24 protein-coding genes are annotated in these 18,504 nt (G+C 41.8%); 8 read left to right on the plus strand and 16 right to left on the minus strand.

Annotated elements, in window-relative coordinates:
- Window positions 1–128 precede the first annotated feature (128 nt).
- Window positions 129–365: a hypothetical protein gene (locus tag LIZ66_RS03350; protein ID WP_227200355.1), complete on the minus strand. Its 237-nt coding sequence runs from the start codon at window positions 363–365 to the stop codon at window positions 129–131.
- Between the two features lie 142 nt (window positions 366–507).
- Here LIZ66_RS03350 and LIZ66_RS03355 point away from each other — a divergent pair, with 142 nt between their 5' ends.
- From LIZ66_RS03355 to LIZ66_RS03390, 8 genes are all read left to right on the plus strand, one after another.
- Window positions 508–936: a helix-turn-helix domain-containing protein gene (locus LIZ66_RS03355; protein WP_227200353.1), complete on the plus strand. Its 429-nt coding sequence runs from the start codon at window positions 508–510 to the stop codon at window positions 934–936.
- A 32-nt stretch (window positions 937–968) separates the two neighbouring features.
- A complete protein-coding gene (locus LIZ66_RS03360) occupies window positions 969–1,505 on the plus strand; it encodes an ImmA/IrrE family metallo-endopeptidase (RefSeq protein WP_227200350.1) in 537 nt (178 codons plus the stop codon).
- Window positions 1,506–1,585: 80 nt separating this feature from the next.
- On the plus strand, window positions 1,586–1,933 hold the full coding sequence (locus LIZ66_RS03365; protein ID WP_227200348.1) for a hypothetical protein: 348 nt from the start codon (window positions 1,586–1,588) through the stop codon (window positions 1,931–1,933).
- Between the two features lie 137 nt (window positions 1,934–2,070).
- The gene (locus LIZ66_RS03370; RefSeq protein ID WP_227200345.1) at window positions 2,071–2,451 is read left to right on the plus strand and encodes a hypothetical protein; all 381 of its coding nucleotides are present in this window, start codon (window positions 2,071–2,073) and stop codon (window positions 2,449–2,451) included.
- A complete protein-coding gene (locus LIZ66_RS03375; protein WP_227200343.1) occupies window positions 2,444–2,716 on the plus strand; it encodes a hypothetical protein in 273 nt (90 codons plus the stop codon). The genes LIZ66_RS03370 and LIZ66_RS03375 overlap by 8 nt, the downstream gene beginning before the upstream one ends.
- A gap of 31 nt (window positions 2,717–2,747) precedes the next feature.
- A complete protein-coding gene (locus LIZ66_RS03380; RefSeq protein WP_227200342.1) occupies window positions 2,748–4,220 on the plus strand; it encodes a Y-family DNA polymerase in 1,473 nt (490 codons plus the stop codon).
- 11 nt (window positions 4,221–4,231) lie between these two features.
- Complete coding sequence (locus LIZ66_RS03385; protein WP_227200341.1) at window positions 4,232–4,684, plus strand: YolD-like family protein; 453 nt, start codon at window positions 4,232–4,234, stop codon at window positions 4,682–4,684.
- A 174-nt stretch (window positions 4,685–4,858) separates the two neighbouring features.
- Window positions 4,859–5,053: a DUF6219 family protein gene (locus LIZ66_RS03390; RefSeq protein WP_227200340.1), complete on the plus strand. Its 195-nt coding sequence runs from the start codon at window positions 4,859–4,861 to the stop codon at window positions 5,051–5,053.
- A gap of 65 nt (window positions 5,054–5,118) precedes the next feature.
- On the opposite strand, the gene LIZ66_RS03395 is transcribed toward LIZ66_RS03390, so the two are convergent.
- The 15 genes from LIZ66_RS03395 to LIZ66_RS03465 all read right to left on the minus strand — a co-directional run bounded on the left by LIZ66_RS03395 (window position 5,119) and on the right by LIZ66_RS03465 (window position 18,485).
- On the minus strand, window positions 5,119–5,442 hold the full coding sequence (locus tag LIZ66_RS03395) for a hypothetical protein (RefSeq protein WP_227200338.1): 324 nt from the start codon (window positions 5,440–5,442) through the stop codon (window positions 5,119–5,121).
- A 111-nt stretch (window positions 5,443–5,553) separates the two neighbouring features.
- Window positions 5,554–6,324, minus strand: a complete 771-nt coding sequence (locus tag LIZ66_RS03400; RefSeq protein ID WP_227200336.1) for a hypothetical protein — start codon at window positions 6,322–6,324, stop codon at window positions 5,554–5,556.
- 1 nt (window position 6,325) lies between these two features.
- Entirely contained in the window at window positions 6,326–6,709 is a 384-nt protein-coding gene (gloA2, locus tag LIZ66_RS03405; protein WP_227200333.1) for an SMU1112c/YaeR family gloxylase I-like metalloprotein, read from the minus strand.
- Between the two features lie 138 nt (window positions 6,710–6,847).
- A complete protein-coding gene (locus tag LIZ66_RS03410; protein ID WP_227200331.1) occupies window positions 6,848–7,174 on the minus strand; it encodes a hypothetical protein in 327 nt (108 codons plus the stop codon).
- 59 nt (window positions 7,175–7,233) lie between these two features.
- Window positions 7,234–7,845, minus strand: coding sequence for a hypothetical protein (locus LIZ66_RS03415; RefSeq protein WP_227200329.1), 612 nt, complete (start codon window positions 7,843–7,845; stop codon window positions 7,234–7,236).
- A 148-nt stretch (window positions 7,846–7,993) separates the two neighbouring features.
- The gene (locus LIZ66_RS03420) at window positions 7,994–8,602 is read right to left on the minus strand and encodes a VanZ family protein (protein WP_227200326.1); all 609 of its coding nucleotides are present in this window, start codon (window positions 8,600–8,602) and stop codon (window positions 7,994–7,996) included.
- Window positions 8,602–9,504: a sugar phosphate nucleotidyltransferase gene (locus tag LIZ66_RS03425; RefSeq protein WP_227200324.1), complete on the minus strand. Its 903-nt coding sequence runs from the start codon at window positions 9,502–9,504 to the stop codon at window positions 8,602–8,604. The genes LIZ66_RS03420 and LIZ66_RS03425 overlap by 1 nt, the downstream gene beginning before the upstream one ends.
- A gap of 17 nt (window positions 9,505–9,521) precedes the next feature.
- Window positions 9,522–10,634 carry a UDP-galactopyranose mutase gene (gene glf, locus LIZ66_RS03430; protein WP_177296681.1) on the minus strand — a complete coding sequence of 371 codons (1,113 nt, stop codon included), beginning with the start codon at window positions 10,632–10,634 and terminating at the stop codon, window positions 9,522–9,524.
- Window positions 10,635–10,660: 26 nt separating this feature from the next.
- On the minus strand, window positions 10,661–12,115 hold the full coding sequence (locus LIZ66_RS03435) for a flippase (protein WP_227200322.1): 1,455 nt from the start codon (window positions 12,113–12,115) through the stop codon (window positions 10,661–10,663).
- A 10-nt stretch (window positions 12,116–12,125) separates the two neighbouring features.
- Window positions 12,126–13,031, minus strand: a complete 906-nt coding sequence (locus tag LIZ66_RS03440) for a glycosyltransferase (RefSeq protein WP_177296683.1) — start codon at window positions 13,029–13,031, stop codon at window positions 12,126–12,128.
- Window positions 13,024–14,217 carry a hypothetical protein gene (locus LIZ66_RS03445; protein ID WP_227200320.1) on the minus strand — a complete coding sequence of 398 codons (1,194 nt, stop codon included), beginning with the start codon at window positions 14,215–14,217 and terminating at the stop codon, window positions 13,024–13,026. Before LIZ66_RS03445 ends, LIZ66_RS03440 begins: the two co-directional genes overlap by 8 nt.
- Before the next feature lie 71 nt (window positions 14,218–14,288).
- Entirely contained in the window at window positions 14,289–15,185 is an 897-nt protein-coding gene (locus LIZ66_RS03450) for an ATP-grasp fold amidoligase family protein (RefSeq protein ID WP_227200318.1), read from the minus strand.
- Between the two features lies 1 nt (window position 15,186).
- Complete coding sequence (locus LIZ66_RS03455; RefSeq protein ID WP_227200316.1) at window positions 15,187–16,269, minus strand: glycosyltransferase; 1,083 nt, start codon at window positions 16,267–16,269, stop codon at window positions 15,187–15,189.
- Between the two features lie 31 nt (window positions 16,270–16,300).
- The gene (locus tag LIZ66_RS03460) at window positions 16,301–17,374 is read right to left on the minus strand and encodes a glycosyltransferase family 4 protein (RefSeq protein ID WP_118496561.1); all 1,074 of its coding nucleotides are present in this window, start codon (window positions 17,372–17,374) and stop codon (window positions 16,301–16,303) included.
- Between the two features lies 1 nt (window position 17,375).
- Window positions 17,376–18,485 carry a glycosyltransferase family 1 protein gene (locus LIZ66_RS03465; RefSeq protein WP_227200314.1) on the minus strand — a complete coding sequence of 370 codons (1,110 nt, stop codon included), beginning with the start codon at window positions 18,483–18,485 and terminating at the stop codon, window positions 17,376–17,378.
- Between the last annotated feature and the right edge of the window lie 19 nt (window positions 18,486–18,504).

Genomic DNA, 18,504 nt, shown 5'->3' on the forward strand with positions numbered 1-18,504 from the left:
GATACCCATAATTAGGGTTATCTGAATGTCTACCTCGGCTTACTACGTTATTCGAGCAGCACCTGCAAGTAGTGTCAAAAGTTTTTGCTAACTCACACGTCCTGCGGTGAGTCAAGCCCGTTCCAAAATCAAGTACGCTTATCTTCTTCCGGGTCTTCAAATGCCAGACGAGGACCGGAATAAAACTGTGATGCAAAGTCATCCATATAAGCATAGGACTGTAACTGTCCATTCTTTACATACGCGATCGCATCACGGCCATTCACTGTTGCCCGGTTTCCCAAGAGAGTCTTTTTCCCCTGGGTCGTGTAAATCCCATAATCCATAACCATCCTCCCATCTACAACTTTCTTTTGTGTGTTCATATTATTTCCGTCTTGACAAGTTGCGTTTCTTACGTTATTATAATCATGCAAGTTGCGTTTACAAGCACATTATACAGTCCAACTTGCGTCATGTCAAGCGCAACATAGTGAAGTGACATGCACAACCAACGGAGGTTATATTATGAAATTCGGAGAAAAAGTCAGGGCAGCCCGCCTCGCTGCCAAGTATTCACAGCGTCAACTCGCCGACATGACTGGTATTGCGCTGCGCACGATTCAAAATTACGAAAGCGGAGAACGTCTTCCCAAGCAGAAGGAAAACTACCAGCTCCTCGCTACAGCACTTAATGTAGATGTCGACGCACTCAAAGATGATGATGCAGACTTTGTAATCAAGGCGACCGAGAAATACGGTGCGCGCGGCAATGCCCAGGCAGAACGTCTGGTTAAAGAGGTGTCTGGTCTTTATGCTGGTGGTGAACTTGCGGAAGAGGATATGGATGCGATGATGAAAGCCATTCAAGAGGCTTACTGGATAGCAAAAGAAAAGAACCGGAAATATGTACCGAAAAAATACAGAGGCATCTCCGGTGACAGCTCCAATTCTTAAGCGTTCTTATAGAAAAGGGAGTGATTTTAACAATGATCAGTAAACAAGCCTCTATCCTACCACGCCGCCTGATTCGGCGCTATCACACCAATGATCCATTTGAAATCGCTGCTGCTCTCGACATTACTGTTATGGAACGCAGCGATTTCCAAAGGCAGAAAGGCGCATTTAAAGTCGTCCTGCACAACAGTTTCATTTTTATCAATGCAACGATGTCTAATGAAATGAAGCGCATCGTATGCGCTCATGAGTTAGGCCATGCCCTGCTCCACCGCTCTCTCGGTAAAACGCAGGAATGCCTTATGGAATTTGAACTCTTTAATATCACAAACTCCACAGAATACGAGGCAAATCTGTTCGCCGCCAATTTGCTTCTGGATGACCAATCCATAGATTCTCTTATTCAGGATGGTTTTGATGTCGTTCAGATTGCCCGTAGTCTTGGAACCAATGTCAACCTGCTGCTCCTTAAACTTCAGCAGATGAACAACGATAATCACCTGCACCTTCCTGATATGCCCAGTCGGAACTTTCTGGGTACGATTTCTGATGATGCAGGACATTTATAATAATTAATGAAGCCATTGCTTCTCCCATTGAAAAGCAGTAAATATAAAAAACTGGCGATGCCAGCAGAAAGGACTCACAAATGAAATACGTGCTTTATCGCTTTCCCAATGCTGTCCGTCACCCCGAAAATTCCAATCCCGAACTCTACGGTATTTTCAAATTTCCTGTCAAAGGTCAAGTCGTTGGTGTTGAGTTTGGCTCCAGTATTGGCGAAGTGACAGACGAACTCATCCACGATGTGAATGATGAACTTTCCGAAGCGTACCCCAAATGTCAGGTAATGACCTATGTGCCTTCCGACGAGATGTACGGTCTGGAAGTTCTTACCAATGAATCTTTTGATTATGAAATGCAGGGGATCGTTGTGGACAAGAGCAAACCGGTCAACACGATCATCTATTTTGGTGTGAAAGAGATGGATGAATAATTTTTATCACCTGAGAGAACCTCACATTGTGAAACTGAGGCACACAATGTCGGGGATAATATGTTTCTTCGGAACATCCACAACAACCGGAACCTGTTGTTCAAGTCAATCATTTCGCTTATGAGAGGTGACCACTTATGCCATTTACAGAATCTGATATCAAAAACTACAGGTGCCATGCCGATGCTGTGATTGCCGAAATCTATCCATTATTAAAGAATGCGGTATCGCCTCATGCCGCCACTTACATAAAGAAAGACATGTTGCGTCTTAAGGAAAACGGTTTGGACGAGCGGATGACCCTGGAAGAAAATAAAACGTTCTTCCATGAAATAGCCCACATGCACTGTGATGCCGCAATTACCGCCCAGATCCGATACAGCAACAAGTCATACCGCGCCACGCTGACCAAGGAATCTATCTTGGAAAAATGCCGGATTTGTGATCTGGATGCTCAGAGCGTCAAACAGATTCTGAAAGCGGCCGGTTTCGATGCTGGAGGTGACCAACATGAATAAAGAAAAAGTCTATGTAAAAGTCAATTCCACCTTCGACCCAACCGGTTTTATGCAGCCGACATCGATCACCTGGTCGGATGGACGTACCTTCCCAATCGAAACAGTGCGCGACTTCCGCCCCGCCGGGACTGCTGACAACGGTTATTCCGGTGACTGCTTTACCGTGCTCATCCAGGGGCAGGAAAAGCACCTGTTCTTTGAGCATCTCGATCCACGCTTCAACGGTCGGTTAGGCCGGTGGTTTGTGGAAAGGACTGGAAAATAACACGAGCACATAGAGAGGAGGGAATTGTACAATGCAACGCACATATCTTGCGATAGATCTCAAAAGCTATTACGCGAGTGCGGAATGCGCCTCTCGACACCTCGACCCGCTTACCACAAATCTGGTCGTGGCAGATTCCTCCCGCACCGAGAAAACTATCTGTCTCGCTGTGTCTCCTTCCCTAAAAGCCTATGGTATTCCGGGTCGCGCCAGACTGTTCGAGGTCGTGCAGAAGGTCAAAGAGGTCAATGCGAATCGGTTAAGGGAAGCGGTACGATTAAGAAAAGCTATGTATAAGGACGGTAAGCCATCCTTCTCCTCTGCTTCCTATGATTCCTTATCGCTTGCCGCCGACCCATCACTCGAACTCTCTTACCTCGTCGCGCCACCTCGGATGGCATATTATGAAAAGGTGTCGCGGCAGATTTATGGCATCTATCTGAAATACATCGCGCCAGAGGACATCGTGGTATATTCCATTGACGAAGTGTTCATCGATGCCACCTCGTACCTATCCCACTATAATATGACCGCACACGACCTTGCCATGACAATGATCCGGGAAGTGCTTTATACGACCGGCATCACTGCCACCGCCGGGATTGGTACGAATCTGTATCTGGCGAAGCTGGCAATGGATATCACTGCTAAGCACGCTGCACCAGACAAGGATGGAGTCCGCATCGCTGAGCTAGATGAAGAGAACTTCCGTTATCTCCTCTGGGACCACAAGCCGCTCACAGACTTTTGGATGACTGGTCCCGGCACCGTCAAGCGGCTAGAAAAGCACGGCATCCATACGATGGGCGAGCTGGCCTATTTCAGCACCGTCAATCAGGATATCTTATATAAGGAATTCGGTGTTGATGCAGAACTGCTAATCGACCATGCTTGGGGGCTGGAACCCTGCGGCATGAAAGAAATCAAGGCATACAAACCCAGCAGCAACAGCATCTCCGAGGGACAGGTGCTCTCCTGCCCTTACCCATATGACAAAGCCAGAATCATTGTCATGGAGATGGCAGACAGCCTGGTACTCCAGCTGACAGATAAAGGACTGGTAACGGATAGTTTGACACTGGATGTGGGCTATGACCGGGAAAACTGTGACAGCGGAAAGTACAGAGGTCCGGTACACATCGACCACTACGGCCGCACCGTTCCGAAGGGCGCTCATGGCAGCACAAAACTGGATAACCCGACCAATCTCGGCAGTATCCTGATCTCTGCCACAACTGAGCTATTCGAGAAAATAGCTGATAAAACACTGACGGTAAGACGGATCACAATAGCCGCTAACCGTGTGGTCAAAGACGAGGGATTCTTCCAAGTTGACCTATTCACGGACACAACCAAGTTGGAAAAAGAGAAAAAGCTGCAAAATGCGATGCTGGGTCTCAAGAAGAAGTTCGGCAAGAACGCCGTACTAAAAGGAACCAACTATCTGAATGGTGCAACGATGAGGGAGAGAAATCAACAGATAGGCGGCCATAAGGCCAAGTAAGGAGGGAGAACATGGACTATAAGAACACACCGGAAGTCAGGACCGTCCAAAGTAAGTATGGCAAAATACTCCATGCTTCCCGCCCGGAACCGCCACATAATCATCCCCGTATGCCGATGTCCAATCGTGCTAAAATCTTCTCTCCGTTTGCCGCCTTGCGAGGCTATGAGGATGAGATTGCTTCTGAAGGCAGAGATCATCTCAAAGGAAATAGAATCGAGCTGTCTGAAGAAGGCAAGCAAGCTCTGAACCAAAAGATCAGCCAGCTTCGGAAAGGACAAGAGATCACAATAAAATATTTCATGGACGGCTACTATGAAGATATAGTCGGAATACTGGATGCTGTGGATACGATAAACAAAGAACTGCGAATTTACACAGGCTTTATAAATGATACCGGCAAAGAGCTGCCGACCATTATTGCATTTGAAGATATATTAGAGATTGGGGTGAATATGACTTGAATTACTACTTTTGCGATGCCTGCCGCTACTGCTTCTCTGCAGAGAAGCTACCTGACCGTTGTCCTGACTGTGGAGCGGTAGCACACGATAATAAAAAGGCAGTACGGCCGGCGAGTAAAACGGAAATCGAGGAATTGCTCAAAATGCAGAAAGAAGATAAGGAGGACACACAAAATGAAAGCACATAAATATTGCTCACTCGGCGCACTTGCCTGCATGGCAGGATGCTTCTACACAGGCTGCAAGAAACTGATGCAGGCTCACAAGTATTTTGCCTACGGAGCATTAGGCTGCATGGGTATGGCAATCTACTCCGGTCACAAAATGATCGCACCGAAGAAGAAAAAAGCTGAAAAGCCTGAAAAGTAAGAACACACGCCCTCGCCGTAACAAGCGAGGGCTTTTTTGAACTTCAGGAGTTCATTTTATTTCCGTCATAAACTATACGCTTCCATCATGAGCCGAATTCCGACTTTCAGACCTTCCTCAAAAGCGATCTTTTCCCATGCACAGCACACCGTTCCCTGCCGGTCCATGATCTTCTCCCAGAGCGGAATCTTATCTCCGACATAGTCCTCTACGAGCCTATCCATACCATCTAACCCTCGCAGCCACTCTTCCAGTTCCTTTTCCTTGGCCTTTGCTGCTTTCCCAGCAACTGTGTTTTTCTCTACTGGGTTGTTCTCTGTATAATGCTCGTAGATCAGATCCAGCAGGTTCTCCACTGGCGGGTAATACTCCGGCTCTGTTTTCTTCAAATACTCCTCCAGCATTTCCTTCAATTTTTCTATAATGCTACCATCCTTCCCAACTGAGATTCGTATCCTCAGTTACGGCACATATTACCGCACACTTCTGTACATAGCAACCTATTTTTTGCGGTTTATCGGACGGCCCATCTTCTCCTTTACCTTGTCAGGCACGTCGATTAGCCCGAACTGATAGAACATCCCATAAATATAAGTCACACCTCGGATATCCCCCAGCGCTTTGGGACGATCAACCACTTCTTCTTTTATATTCCCCAGTGCCAAAACTATAGAACTCCATGCCAAACTCTTGCTCTTCTCCCGCCTGTCAATCCACAGTTCTTTCGTGTACTCACCGTTCTTGCCTTTTTTTATTTCATAAGAGAATGGCAACCCGGAGTAGGTTTTGAATTTTATCCCGGCATAGGCCAGAACCACGCCCCAGAAGTTTTCTTCTGTCGGATCAACCCTCCACCGCTTCATCACTCTGTATCTACGCTGCCGCTCTGCTCCAACACTGATCTTTTCTTTCTCTGTACTTGGAAAGTACACACCTTTTTTATAAGGCAGGTACGAGGTGACTGAGGCTTTGGAAAGATTCAAGATATTTGCGGTTGATAGGATTGCTTCTTTATAGTTCTGTGTTTCACGGTATTCTTCAAAAGTATTTTTTACTTTTTCCGCCACTTCCGATTCATACACACCAGCCGTGATGAGCAGCTTCCGTACCTTGATGGGATTTAATCCCAGTTCTTCGCCGATGGCCTGCAAGGACATCTCAGAATTATAAAGTGCCACAGCAGCATCCATCTGCTCTTTCAGATTCTTCCCGGCATCGTACTCCGGCTTCAGCTTCTTCCGACCACCACCGGGCTTTCTGGTTTTCTTCATTTTACTCATGCAGCTCCAGCGGCAGTCCATCCGGGTCGTGGAAGAAAGTCATCTTCTTGCCGGTGTAATCATCCACGCGGATTGGCTCGCATTCAATTCCTACCTCCGCCAGCTCCCTCACCGTCTGCTCTACGCTGTCTACATAGAAAGCAAGGTGACGCAAACCACAGGCTTCCGGGCGGTTCACACGCTTCGGTGGGTTTTCCTCAGCGAAAATCTCCAGCTCTGTGTATTCATTCACACGAAGATCCAGCTTCCAGTCCTTTCGCTCCGGACGGTAGTTTTCTCTGATGACAGAGAATCCTAACTTGTTCACATAGAAATCTTTTGCGGCTTCGTAGTCGGATACGATGATTGCAATATGATGTATTTTTGATAAATTCATTTTTTCTCACGCTCCATTTCTTTTAATTATGTTTTTCTTTTATTTTCATTATAAACTATACGGCAGCCTTCAAACAATACCGTGTGAACTCCTGGAGTTCAGTTTGTCCACACGGCACTTATTTTTCTTGGGTTCTTGTTATTTCAGCTTTTCCAGAATCTCATCCGCACTTATCCCGCTTGCCAGCAACTTCTTCAGCACAGCCTCTGCTTCGGTCTTTTTAGCTTCTTCAGCGGCCTTAGCATCTGCCTTTGCCTTCTTCGCTTCCAAGGATGCCACTTCTTTTTCGGCTTTCTTCAGAGCAGTCTTCTTCTCTTTCAGGTCAGCCTTCAAAGTGTCAATGTTGGCGGTGATGGATGCGATCTCAGTATTCAGAGATGCAATAGTTTCCTGCTTCTCCGCAATCTGAGTTGCGTAGTCTTTGATAACTTTCGGTTTATTCTTGCTACCTTTGGTTCTGGGCATCGTGATAACCTCTTTCCTTTTATAGTTGTTCAAGTATAGCACTGTGTGGGATAGTCAATTTAGTTTTCGTCATCAAGTTGACATACTTCTCCTTCTATGCAAGCAAACATTTCTCCCATTGGAGTATAGTGATATGTCCAGTTGTCAAGCTCAAACAATTCCGATTTTTTGTTCGGCACATCTGGCTCATTAGAGGTTGCAATCTTGCTTAAGTATTTCATCTCAAGCAAATATAAAGCGCCTAATGCATAAAGAACATTCTTTTGATTAGCCATCTGTATATTCGCATAACGACTATGTTTAATCTTACAAAATCCATTCCAAAATGTAAGTGACTGTGCTGGATTTGCCGCACTCCAACCCTGATATGGCAGAAATTCCATATCTCGCTCTGGAATCAGAATTTTCTGATTCACAATATCAGAATAATCACTTAACACAAAGGTACAATAATCATTCATGTTTTTTCGATCTTCAGCTGCAAACCCACAATACACCTTAAAAAAATTATCTAATTCTGCTCCAATTGATTGCAACAAAAGAGCATACTCATTAGAAAAGGTTCCTGCGTTTTGCCAATCCAACTCAATGTAATTCAATGTGTTTTTAAACTTTTCTTCTAACACAAGATAGTAACGCCAATAATGTTGTAAGAATTCTTTTCGAGTCATACATCACACAGCCTTACATTTTTAATTTTTTCTCACATCTTCGCCAATCATAAGATCGTTGCCTGCTGCTCACCACGGAGAGGTATGTGATATTATTAGAGCAGCGTAGGGAGCATCCGCTCCCAGTATATCACAATTTCAGCCAGTTTTACAGACGCTTTCTTACCTTCATCACCGCACAGTACATCAATCCGCCTAGCACTCCGCCGACTGTGTTATAGAAGATGTCTGATAGTTGGAACGTTCCTAGCCGCATCAATAACTGCAACATCTCAATGCTTATCGAAAAGATAAATGCTATCTTCCCGCTATACCACAGTATCTTCTTCCAACTGTTTCCTATCTTCTCTCCGAACGTCCACATCACTACTGCTGAAAACGGCACCATCATAATTACGTTCTCGATGCACTCGGTGGTCAGCTTCTGTTCGCCATTCACAGTCTCCCAGATGCCCCAACCACCCATGACATCGGACAAAGGATTTAGCCATAGATTACGGTTTAGTAACGTCCTAAACAAAATCATTGATGTCACAAAGGCCAGTAAGAACAACTTCCGAAAGAACACACTCCCCTTGAATTTTTGATACCAAGTCACTATGGCACTCTTCCATCCTTTGCCAGCCTCTTCAGATTCATACGCATATAGATAGAAGAACATGGCGAGGAAGGAAAGCAGAAGTGAAAATCCAAACGGCTCATACAGAGCAGTCAGGATGTTTGTGAGGATTTTGGCTAATACCTTTATTGCTTCCATTACAGATCACTGAACAGATCAGCCTTGTACACGCCTTTTTCTAACATTTTCTTGAAGCTATCCTTTACTGCTGCGACATCCTCATGATAGGTCATGCCGTACCAGGTATCATTGGTTTTCAAAACCTTTACAGACATCTTTCCCTGCTCCAGCAGCTCACCGATGAAGATTGGGATCAGATACTCGGCTTTCTGAGGATTGCTCGGTACTTCTTTCTCGAAAAACTCCTTGAAACCATTTTCCAGCACATCCAAAAAATCAGGAGTCAAGCCCCACATATTCATGGATACCAGAGAATTCACATCAACAACCACACCGTCTGCCTCTGCTCCATCTGCAGTCTTTACGATGTTCTTGGTTTCCACAACCTCAGTCAAGTTTCCATTCTCATCCATCTTGCAGATACCACGAGTCACACCACCATTATCAGACAGGGTGTTCTTCAGCACAAAGCCTGCCATACAGGACTTGCCGCCATTCACCAGATACTCATGAACAGCTTTAAAGCCTTCCTTGCCATAGTAATCGTCTGCGTTAATGACGATGAACGGAGTTTTAATTACGTCCTTCGCTGCAAGCACGGCCTGACCGGTTCCCCAGGGTTTCGTGCGACCTTCCGGTAAAGTTCCCGGAATATCGTTGATATCCTGGAAAGCATAGTCTACAGTTACATTGTGAGAGGAACAAATGAAGGCAATACGATCACCGATGACCTCTTTGAATTCTTTCTCAATATCTTTGCGGATGATAAATACTACATGGTTGAAACCTGCCTCAATCGCATCATGGATTGAGTAGTCCATAATGATATGTCCAGCATCATCCACTGGCTCCAACTGCTTAATTCCTGTTCCGAAACGGCTGCCGATACCGGCTGCCATGATAAGTAATGTTGTGTTCATATTCTCTTTTCTCTCTGTTAAAATTCTTTTTCGCATCTATCCAATACAGCTGCAATTACCTGATCCATGTCATAATACTTATACTCTCCTAGGCGACCGCCGAAAATCACATTATTTTCTGCATCTGCCAACTTCTTGTATTCAGAATAAAGTAAACCATTCTTAGCATCATTAACCGGATAATATGGCTCATCTCCCGGCTTCCACTCACTGCTGTACTCACGGCTAATGATAGTCTTCGGCAGATCATTGCCGTTCTCATCCTTACCGAACTCAAACCATTTGTGCTCAATGATACGGGTCCACGGAGTTTCTCGGTCGGTATAGTTCACTGCGGCATTGCCCTGGAAATTTGGCTTATCCAAAGTTTCCGTCTCAAATCTAACAGAACGGTATTCCAGCGTACCCAGCTTATAATCAAAGTATGCATCAATCGGTCCAGTGTATACAACCTTATCAGCCAATGCATCCAGCTCCGCTTTGTTTTCCAGATAGTCTGTGCTCAAACGAACTTCAATTTCATCCAGCAGATTGGCAATCATCTTGGTATAGCCGCCAACAGGAATGCCCTGATAAAGTGCATTGAAGTAGTTGTTATCAAAAGTCAGCCGAACCGGAAGACGCTTGATAATAAAGGACGGCAACTCCTTGCAGTCACGTCCCCACTGCTTCTCTGTATAGCCCTTGATGAGTTTCTCGTAGATATCGCGACCGACAAGAGAGATGGCCTGCTCTTCAAGATTCTGTGGCTCACTAGTAATCTCTTTGCGCTGTTCTTCAATCTTTGCGGCAGCCTCCTCCGGCGTTACAACTCCCCACATCTTGTTAAAGGTGTACATGTTGAACGGAAGGGAGAATAATTCTCCTTTATAATTAGCCACCGGTGAGTTGGTGAAACGATTAAACTCTGCAAACTGCGTGATGTAATTCCAAACCTTTTTGTTATTAGTATGGAAAATGTGAGCACCATATTTATGAACATTGATACCCTCAATATTCTTGGTATAAATATTTCCTGCAATATTCGGGCGCTTGTCTACTACCAAAACAGACTTGCCATGTGCTTTAGCTTCATGTGCAAAAATCGCCCCATACAGACCAGAACCTACTACTAAATAATCATATTTCATACTCTTTCCTCCCATTCAGTCAGTTATTATTTTTTCTTGATAATTCGTCCAAGCAACTGATTTTCTATTTCTATGACAAGAGATTCCTTTGCAATTGTTAAAATCAAAAAATATACTCCAAAAAATACAATTGCAGAAGCACATAAAGTCATAAAACTTCCCCACTGCATTCTCTTTATTAAAACCGCGAGAACCCCTCCAGCTAAAACAGAACTGCCAATTGCAACATAATGAACCTGTCTATATGCTTCCTTAATAATTCCTCTAAGCGCAACGTACTGAACAATAAAAACAGCGATTTCTGCTGCCAAGGTTCCAATCGCTGCACCTGTAGATGCCATTTTAGGAATCAGAAGCGCATTTAAGATAATATCCACAATCATTCCAGCAATTTCCGAATAAAGAACTACTTTTTCTTTTCCAAGCGGCACTAACATTTGTATTCCCATTATGTTTGTCAGACCAATAAAAAGTAAAGTTGGCATTATAACTTGCATCGGAATAATTGCACCGGCATAAGCATCGCCCGATAAGAAGAAAACGCCCTCCTTTGCAAAAAGCATAAAATAAATCATCATCGGTGTTGCAATCAAAAACACGAAATTGATTGCCTTTTTTGTAATACGGTAAAATTCATCCATCATACTATGTTCGACATAGTATGATGCTCTCGGCAGCAAAACCACACCTAAAGATGTAACGATACTCACGAGAATCGTTTTTATCTTTACTGCCGCATTATAATATCCAACATCTGCGTCTGTACGAATAAATCCAAGCATTACAGTATCCAGATGCGTATATATTGTTGTGGCACAGGACATTGCAAAGAAAATCACAATCGCTTTTAAGTGTTTCTTAAAATTATAGTGACCAACAGGCTTAATGTTGATATAACGGTGTATATGAAAGAAGTTAAAAATATTTGAGGCAGATGATGCCAAAATGGAAATTCCACCATAAATGACATAATCGCTTTGTTCATGCACCATGAGAAACATCGCAACAATTGCAATAAACTTAAAAATAATCGAGCGAACCGTAATATAAGTATATTGTTCAAGTGCTTTATACAGCCATTCCATTCCTATGGCATTAAAAAAGATTGTCAGGCCAACAATCAAGAACAGGTCTTTATCCTGCCGAAATCTTGGGACATAGTATATTGCTGCAAAATAAACCACATATGCCAGTGCGCTCATCATAAGGTTGATAATGAACAGCTCTTGAACCATTTTCGAGAGTTCTTCCCGATTATCACGCACCTTTGCACATGCCCGAATGCCGTATGTTGGAATTCCCAACTGTGCAAAGAGTGTAAAGTAAGATACGATCGAAGTTGCAAATGATACTTTTCCGGTACCAATGGGCAATAGAATGCGTGAAACATACGGAAATGTAATCAGTGGAAAAACGAACTGCGACATCGTAAGAATCGCGTTCATTACAAAATTTAATTTAAGAGACTTTTGTTTTCCCATTTCCTTTCTGTTATTCTCCTTTTCTATGTGCATATTCAATCTTCGGATTAAAGAAAAATCCAGAGATCGTTCCTTTGCACGTCACCCAAACTCTTTTTGCTTTGTGATCCGGTGCTTTTCTGAGAATATTCTTGATTCGCCCACCAATCACACGCAGCCGACGGCCTACTTTTCCATTTTTTCGCGCGATGTACATTCCGTTTCTTGCTTGATAAAAGAAGCGTTCTATTCTTGTCTCATCTGCCGAAACCACATCTGCGCCTTTATTGGATGGTGCTTTATGTACAATAACACTATCGAAATCCAAATAAGCTGGAGCCAATTTTCTCAATCTTGCCGTATACTCCTGATCATCTCCATAAATAAAGAACTCAGAAATCGGCAATCCTGCTGTCTCAGCATATTTTAAATTGATAAAGCAGCCAACAAAAGAACAAGTATCAATCAACAACAGCTTGTTTTTTCTAATTCTGTCCAAATCCAGCCCTAATCTGGAGTTGTACTGGAAATCCGGAACATTCATATCAAACAGTTTCCCATCCGTCCAATACACTAATGAGGCCAGATAGGAAAACTCACCATCTAATGCCTGTCCCTTATCCACAAGGCTTTGCAATGCCTCTTTTTCCGGGATAGAGTCATCATCCATGATCCACGCATATAAATAGCCGAGCTCTATGGCTTTTCTCAAGCCAAAAGCAAATCCACCTGCACCACCAAGGTTCTTTCCGGTATTATAATATTTGATTCTCTTGTCCTGAATCTCTGCAACCATTTCCTTTGTGCCATCATTGCTGTTGTTGTCAACAATCAGGATATCATGGTCCTTAAATGTCTGATTCAAGAGTGCTTCTATGTTTTCTTTTAATAATTTCTTTCGATTATACGTTACTATTACTTCTGCATACTTATTCATATTCTTTCTCATTTCGGTTCCTTTCAAAAAATTCTTTTTTGCTCTTTATCATTCCAACGCAGGCAACAGAAATTATAATAAAAGGATTATATCTAAAAGATAATAATTGCGGGTCTGTTATGCAATGAATAAGGAACAAAGAACATCCCATGCATAGATAAATATTCTTTGTCACAACACTATAGCATTGTACCGCCATCATTGCCAAACATAAAACCACAAGCATTATCACACCGTATCTTACTAACACCTGCAAATATGAAGAATCAACATAAAAATAATCCATACCGGATACTTTTGTGCCATCGGTTCCTGTCAGCCATGTAATGGGTTGACCAAACAATGAAACACCATACGTTTCTAAAGCAATTTTTCCAAAATACGGCCTATTTGAAAAAGCTGCATTTATAGCCACGAATGCAGGCTCATTATAGTGAGCAATATAAAAGTACTGTGCTACTATCGTTGCAATTGCTGAAAAGAATGGAAATATTTCTAATATTCTCCTTGGAAAATCTCTGTCAAACAGAAACTGTTTTATCTTTTCAATATTCAACAAGTAATATAGGATAATGCTTGCATTAATAACAACAAATACAGCTAATGTATCCGTCATCTTATAAAACCAAACATTTATGACTTCAATCAAAATCCAACTTCTAAACTTTATTTTGTTTTTTCTACTGGCAATATACGCCAAAACTGTGTGCAAGAAGAGATTCGGACCAAATGTGGCAAAATAAAATCCCAAGTACTCTCGTCCTGCACTAGTTTGAGACGGGAGAATTCCTATAAGCCATGCAAAAATCACTATCGCAATTGCAATGCCAGCACTAATACAATAAGTCTTCAGAACAGATTCCGGCTCTGCCTTTGAACAATACAATATGAATATAACAATATAGATCAAGTCACTGTCTGCCTGATTGAAGAATATATTTCCTATTATCAGGAGAGCGATTAGTCCCCATAAAAGCAAATTACGAATGCTGAACTTTGAGTGGCGTAAAAGTACCAATACCGGAACAGTTGCCGCAACAATCTTTAATCCTTGACACAGCGTTGCAAGAATTGCAGATGACGAAAGAAGATATGACTGCCCAATGACAAACAGGAAAATACAGATTCCATAACAAATATTTGTAATATCTTTAACTTTAATCTTTGCGCCTTTTGTAGTAATCATTCATCCAATCCATCGTCAAGTGCTGATTGACCCTGCACCCCACAAAATCCTTTCTTTGAATTATTTTCATATTAGCTAATTTTTTCTGGAAGTACCAGCCAATCTCCAATTTTTTTATCCCACTCTTTTGTTTCAAACGGCACAATCGCGCCGAAATGATAAAATGTCATTTCTCCAAAGTAAACTCGACCATTTGCTTCATAAAAATCCACTCGAACATGTGGGAATCCTTCACTGAGTTTTTTGGCAAGCTCAATCATTTTTTCAAAATGTTCTGGTTTTTTGATGGCGGATACAGAGTTCGGATAGTGCTGTGCAATGTTCATGTGGTTAAACTGCATATCATAAAAGTCAAACTTTGTGTTTTTGACGCCTCTTTCCGTTGCCACAAACATCAGTTTCGGCTCTCCATTGAAACAGAAGAATTTATAATCACGGAGTTCTCCGGTTTCCTGATCTTCCATATATTTTTCAGCAATAATTCTCGGCTTGACTCCTTTATATGACCATTCCCTCGTCCAAAGATAATAATTGTTTGCCAGAGACTTTTCGATTTTTTCCTTAGCCTTTTTCAAATCAAGTTTGGATTTATCCTTGCAGACAACCAATCCACCTGAATCATGTGTGCATTTCAGCACAAACTGATTTGGAAGCTCATTGAAGTTGATATCCTCAAATTTATCCCATACACCAAGCGTCGGGATAACATACTGTTCACCAATTTTATCTGCAATATATTTTTTCACTTCGTATTTGTCAACCAATGTAATAAGATCCGGCCTTCTATAATACAGTTTGAGCCAGTTCAATTTTTCGTTGAATGTCTTCGGATTCTTAAAATCAATAAACTTTCCAAACTCTGCATAATAAAAAATTTGCAGATATGGCTTGTCCGGCATCCAATTAAGCAGTCTGTGGTTCACAAAATAGCCAGCCACACGCCGCAAACCATGTTTTTTTTCACCCATCTTACTCACACTCCTTCACATAATCCAAAAGTATCTGCATTTTTTTCAAGGCTTTTTCAGACGAATATTCCTCCAATAAACATCGCCTTGCTTGTTTTCCGCATTCTGCCATCTGTCCAGGATTTGCAATGGCCCATTCCATTTTATCCTTTAAATCTTCAACATTGTTCGTCTGAAACAGAAGACCAGTTTCAAACGATTTGATCAAGCTTCTAGGACCTGTTTTACAATCGCTGGATATACATGGAACACCGAAAGCCATTGCTTCCATTAGTGCATTTGGCATTCCCTCGTAATCAGATGTCATCACAAACATATCCGCTACTTGTAGCTGTTTCTCGATGCTCTGGCTTCTCCCCCGTAGAAAAACATGATTAGCAAGTCCATATTCATCGACTAAACCTTCAAGGTATTTCTTTTGATTTCCCTCACCGAAAATATCCAGTGTAATTTCAGATTTTATCTTTGTAATATCAACCATAGCTTTCAGAAGAAGTGGATAATTTTTTTGTTCGTGAAGTCTGCCTACTGCAATTATTTTAGAAATTTTCCTACTATAAATTTCTTTATGATTATCAATAAACTTTGATGAAAGAGGATTGGGAACAACAAAGCACTTTTTTCTTAAATCGGCTGAGAAATATTCCGATTGCTCTTCATTTTGAATCAGAATGGCACAAGATTTCTTAGCCAGGTAATCGCGAAAATTTCTTAACAATCTTTTTTCTGGCATTGTCCACGGATTATTTCTGATGGTCAAAACAAACGGAATTTTCATTCCTGTGATTGCAAGCCAAGACACATACAGAACGGTTCCAACAAACGGAATAATTACATCAGGATGAATTTCTTTGATAATTTTTCTCATATCAAAGATTCTCATTCCTTTTGTTATTGTACTATCCTTTCGTTGTGGCATTTCATGTATCTGTACCTTTTCTGAAATAGAATAGTCTCTCTCTGACGTTTTATATGTAATAATATGAACGTCTTCGCCAACATCAGCCAATAAGCCAGATAAAACCGAAACAACTCTTTCGGCTCCACCTCCTGTAAGGCTCCTAATTGTAAATAATATTTTCATTCTATCTCCTGTTCCGCTTTTTTGATTCGCTTTACATATTTCTTAAGAGTTCAACCCACTGGTTTATAATTGCGGCTGTATTGAAACGATCCAAATCCTTTTTTGTTTTTGACGCAAATTGCTTTAGCAACGTTTCATTTTTCATCAGTTTTATCGCACAATCTGCGAACTGCTGAACATTTCCTTCTTCTACTAGGTATCCATTGATACCATTATCAATCGTTTCTTCAGGTCCTTCCTTACAGCGAAAGCTAACAGCCGGGAGTCCTGTTGCCATTGCTTCCATCAGAACTAGCACAAACCCCTCATAACGCGAAGATAAAAAAAACAAGGACGATTCCATATATTCTTTATGAATATCATCAGAAAATCCTTTTAGTTCTATATTCCTGAGCCCCAGTCCGTCAATCTGCCCCTGAAGTTCTTTTTGAAGCGGTCCTTGTCCATAAATATCTAATTTCCAGTCCGGGACTTCCTTTTCTATCAAGGCCCAAGCCTCAACCAGCATATCAAAGCCCTTTTGTCTACTTAAACGTCCAACTGCAATCGCACGTTTTTGTGTCAACGGCGTACTTTCGCTTGTATCAACTGCAATTGGGTTATAAATATATGTCACATTTTTGCAATGTTTGTATTGTGTCAAGTAGTTATTTAAATCATTCTTGCCTAATACCACAACGCAATCAGCATGTTCTGCCGCCAGTTTTCTGGCATATTTGACCAGTTTATTAGGGCTTATATAATAGTTAAAATGTTCCCATGCGATACATTTACATATTTTCTTTATCTGCAAAGGAATCAAATAAAGATATAACGCTACATCGACTGCTATCATGACGTCAATCTGTTCTTCCTTTACATATTTAATCAATTGCTTTTCGACATAGATTTTTCTCAAAGCTGAATTCTCGCATTTTTCTCCATTTAGTGAGTAAAGTTTAATGTTTTTATCTATTTCAAATTTGCAAGAGTTTCCATGCTGACAACTGATAATCCTCACATCAAAATTTTTTTTTACTAACTCATTTGCAATGACAGATGTAACTCTCTCAGTACCTCCGCCGCTTTCAAAATTCATTATTAAGAAACCTACTTTTTTATTCATCTCAGGCAGTTCTCCATCGGTTCAAATAATAACTTTCCATATATTTTGCAGTTGCGTCCATATCAAATCCTGCATCAATCACATACTGCTGCATATTGGTATGTGCTTTCAGATTCTGTGCCATTTCAAGTGCTGTATTCGCCCACTTTTCTTCCCCATCACTCAACAGCAGTTTCCGGTAGATTGGTGTAATATCCGTTTCCGGCGGCAATCCTTCAGAGCAGACAATAGGAACACCCGCCGCCTGCGCTTCGATTGCAACAATACCCAGACCTTCAAACAAAGATGGAAAAACAAACACATCCATCGCTTGATAAATTCTGTTCATATCCTTTCTATTTCCAAGAAAATGCACACAATCCGAAAGTCCTTTTTCTGCCACTTTGCTTTTTACTTTCTCTTCTAATGGCCCGGTGCCAACAAGAATCAATTCAGCGTTAGGCTTTTTCTTCTTGATTTCTGCAAAAACATCAATCAGGAAATCATGGTTTTTCTGAGGATGCAGGCGACCAACATGGCCGACAACAAATTTATCCTTTAACCCCAGTTCTTTCCTGATTGCATTTCTGGTATCCACATCCGCAATAAAGTTCTGCGAATCAATCGCATTTTTCAGCACTTGAAACGGCTTGTCTTTGAACAGATATTTTCCAGCTTCCTCAGAGCAGGCGAAAAGATCTGTTGCGTTTTTGGTAAACATTCGTTGCATGAACAGCTTCGGTAAATATTTTATATCGTGTACTGTCTCATTATTATGTGAATGAGCAATTCTGACGGGGATACCTGCTTTCTTTGCAGCTTTCAGGCAGAAATATCCAATCGTGTAGGCGTGACAATGAACAATTTTATATTCGTGATGCTGAGCAAAGAAAACTGCCAAATCTTTTTGAAATTTAGGAAGGTTCAAATCCTCCCGGAAAGACAGTTTGTAAACATGTCCACCCATTTTTTCAATTTCATCATCGTAAAACTGTTTTTCCTTATAAACGACCAAAAAATCAAACTGTACTTTCGTTCTGTCAATTTTCCGGTATATATTCATCAACAAAGCCTGCGTACCGCCAGCTTCCATTCGCTGCAAGATATGCAAAACTCTTATAGGCTCTCCCATGTATTCTTCCTCCACAAAA

This window comes from Blautia faecis (genome assembly GCF_020554845.1).
Taxonomy (GTDB): Bacteria; Bacillota; Clostridia; order Lachnospirales; family Lachnospiraceae; genus Blautia_A; species Blautia_A faecis.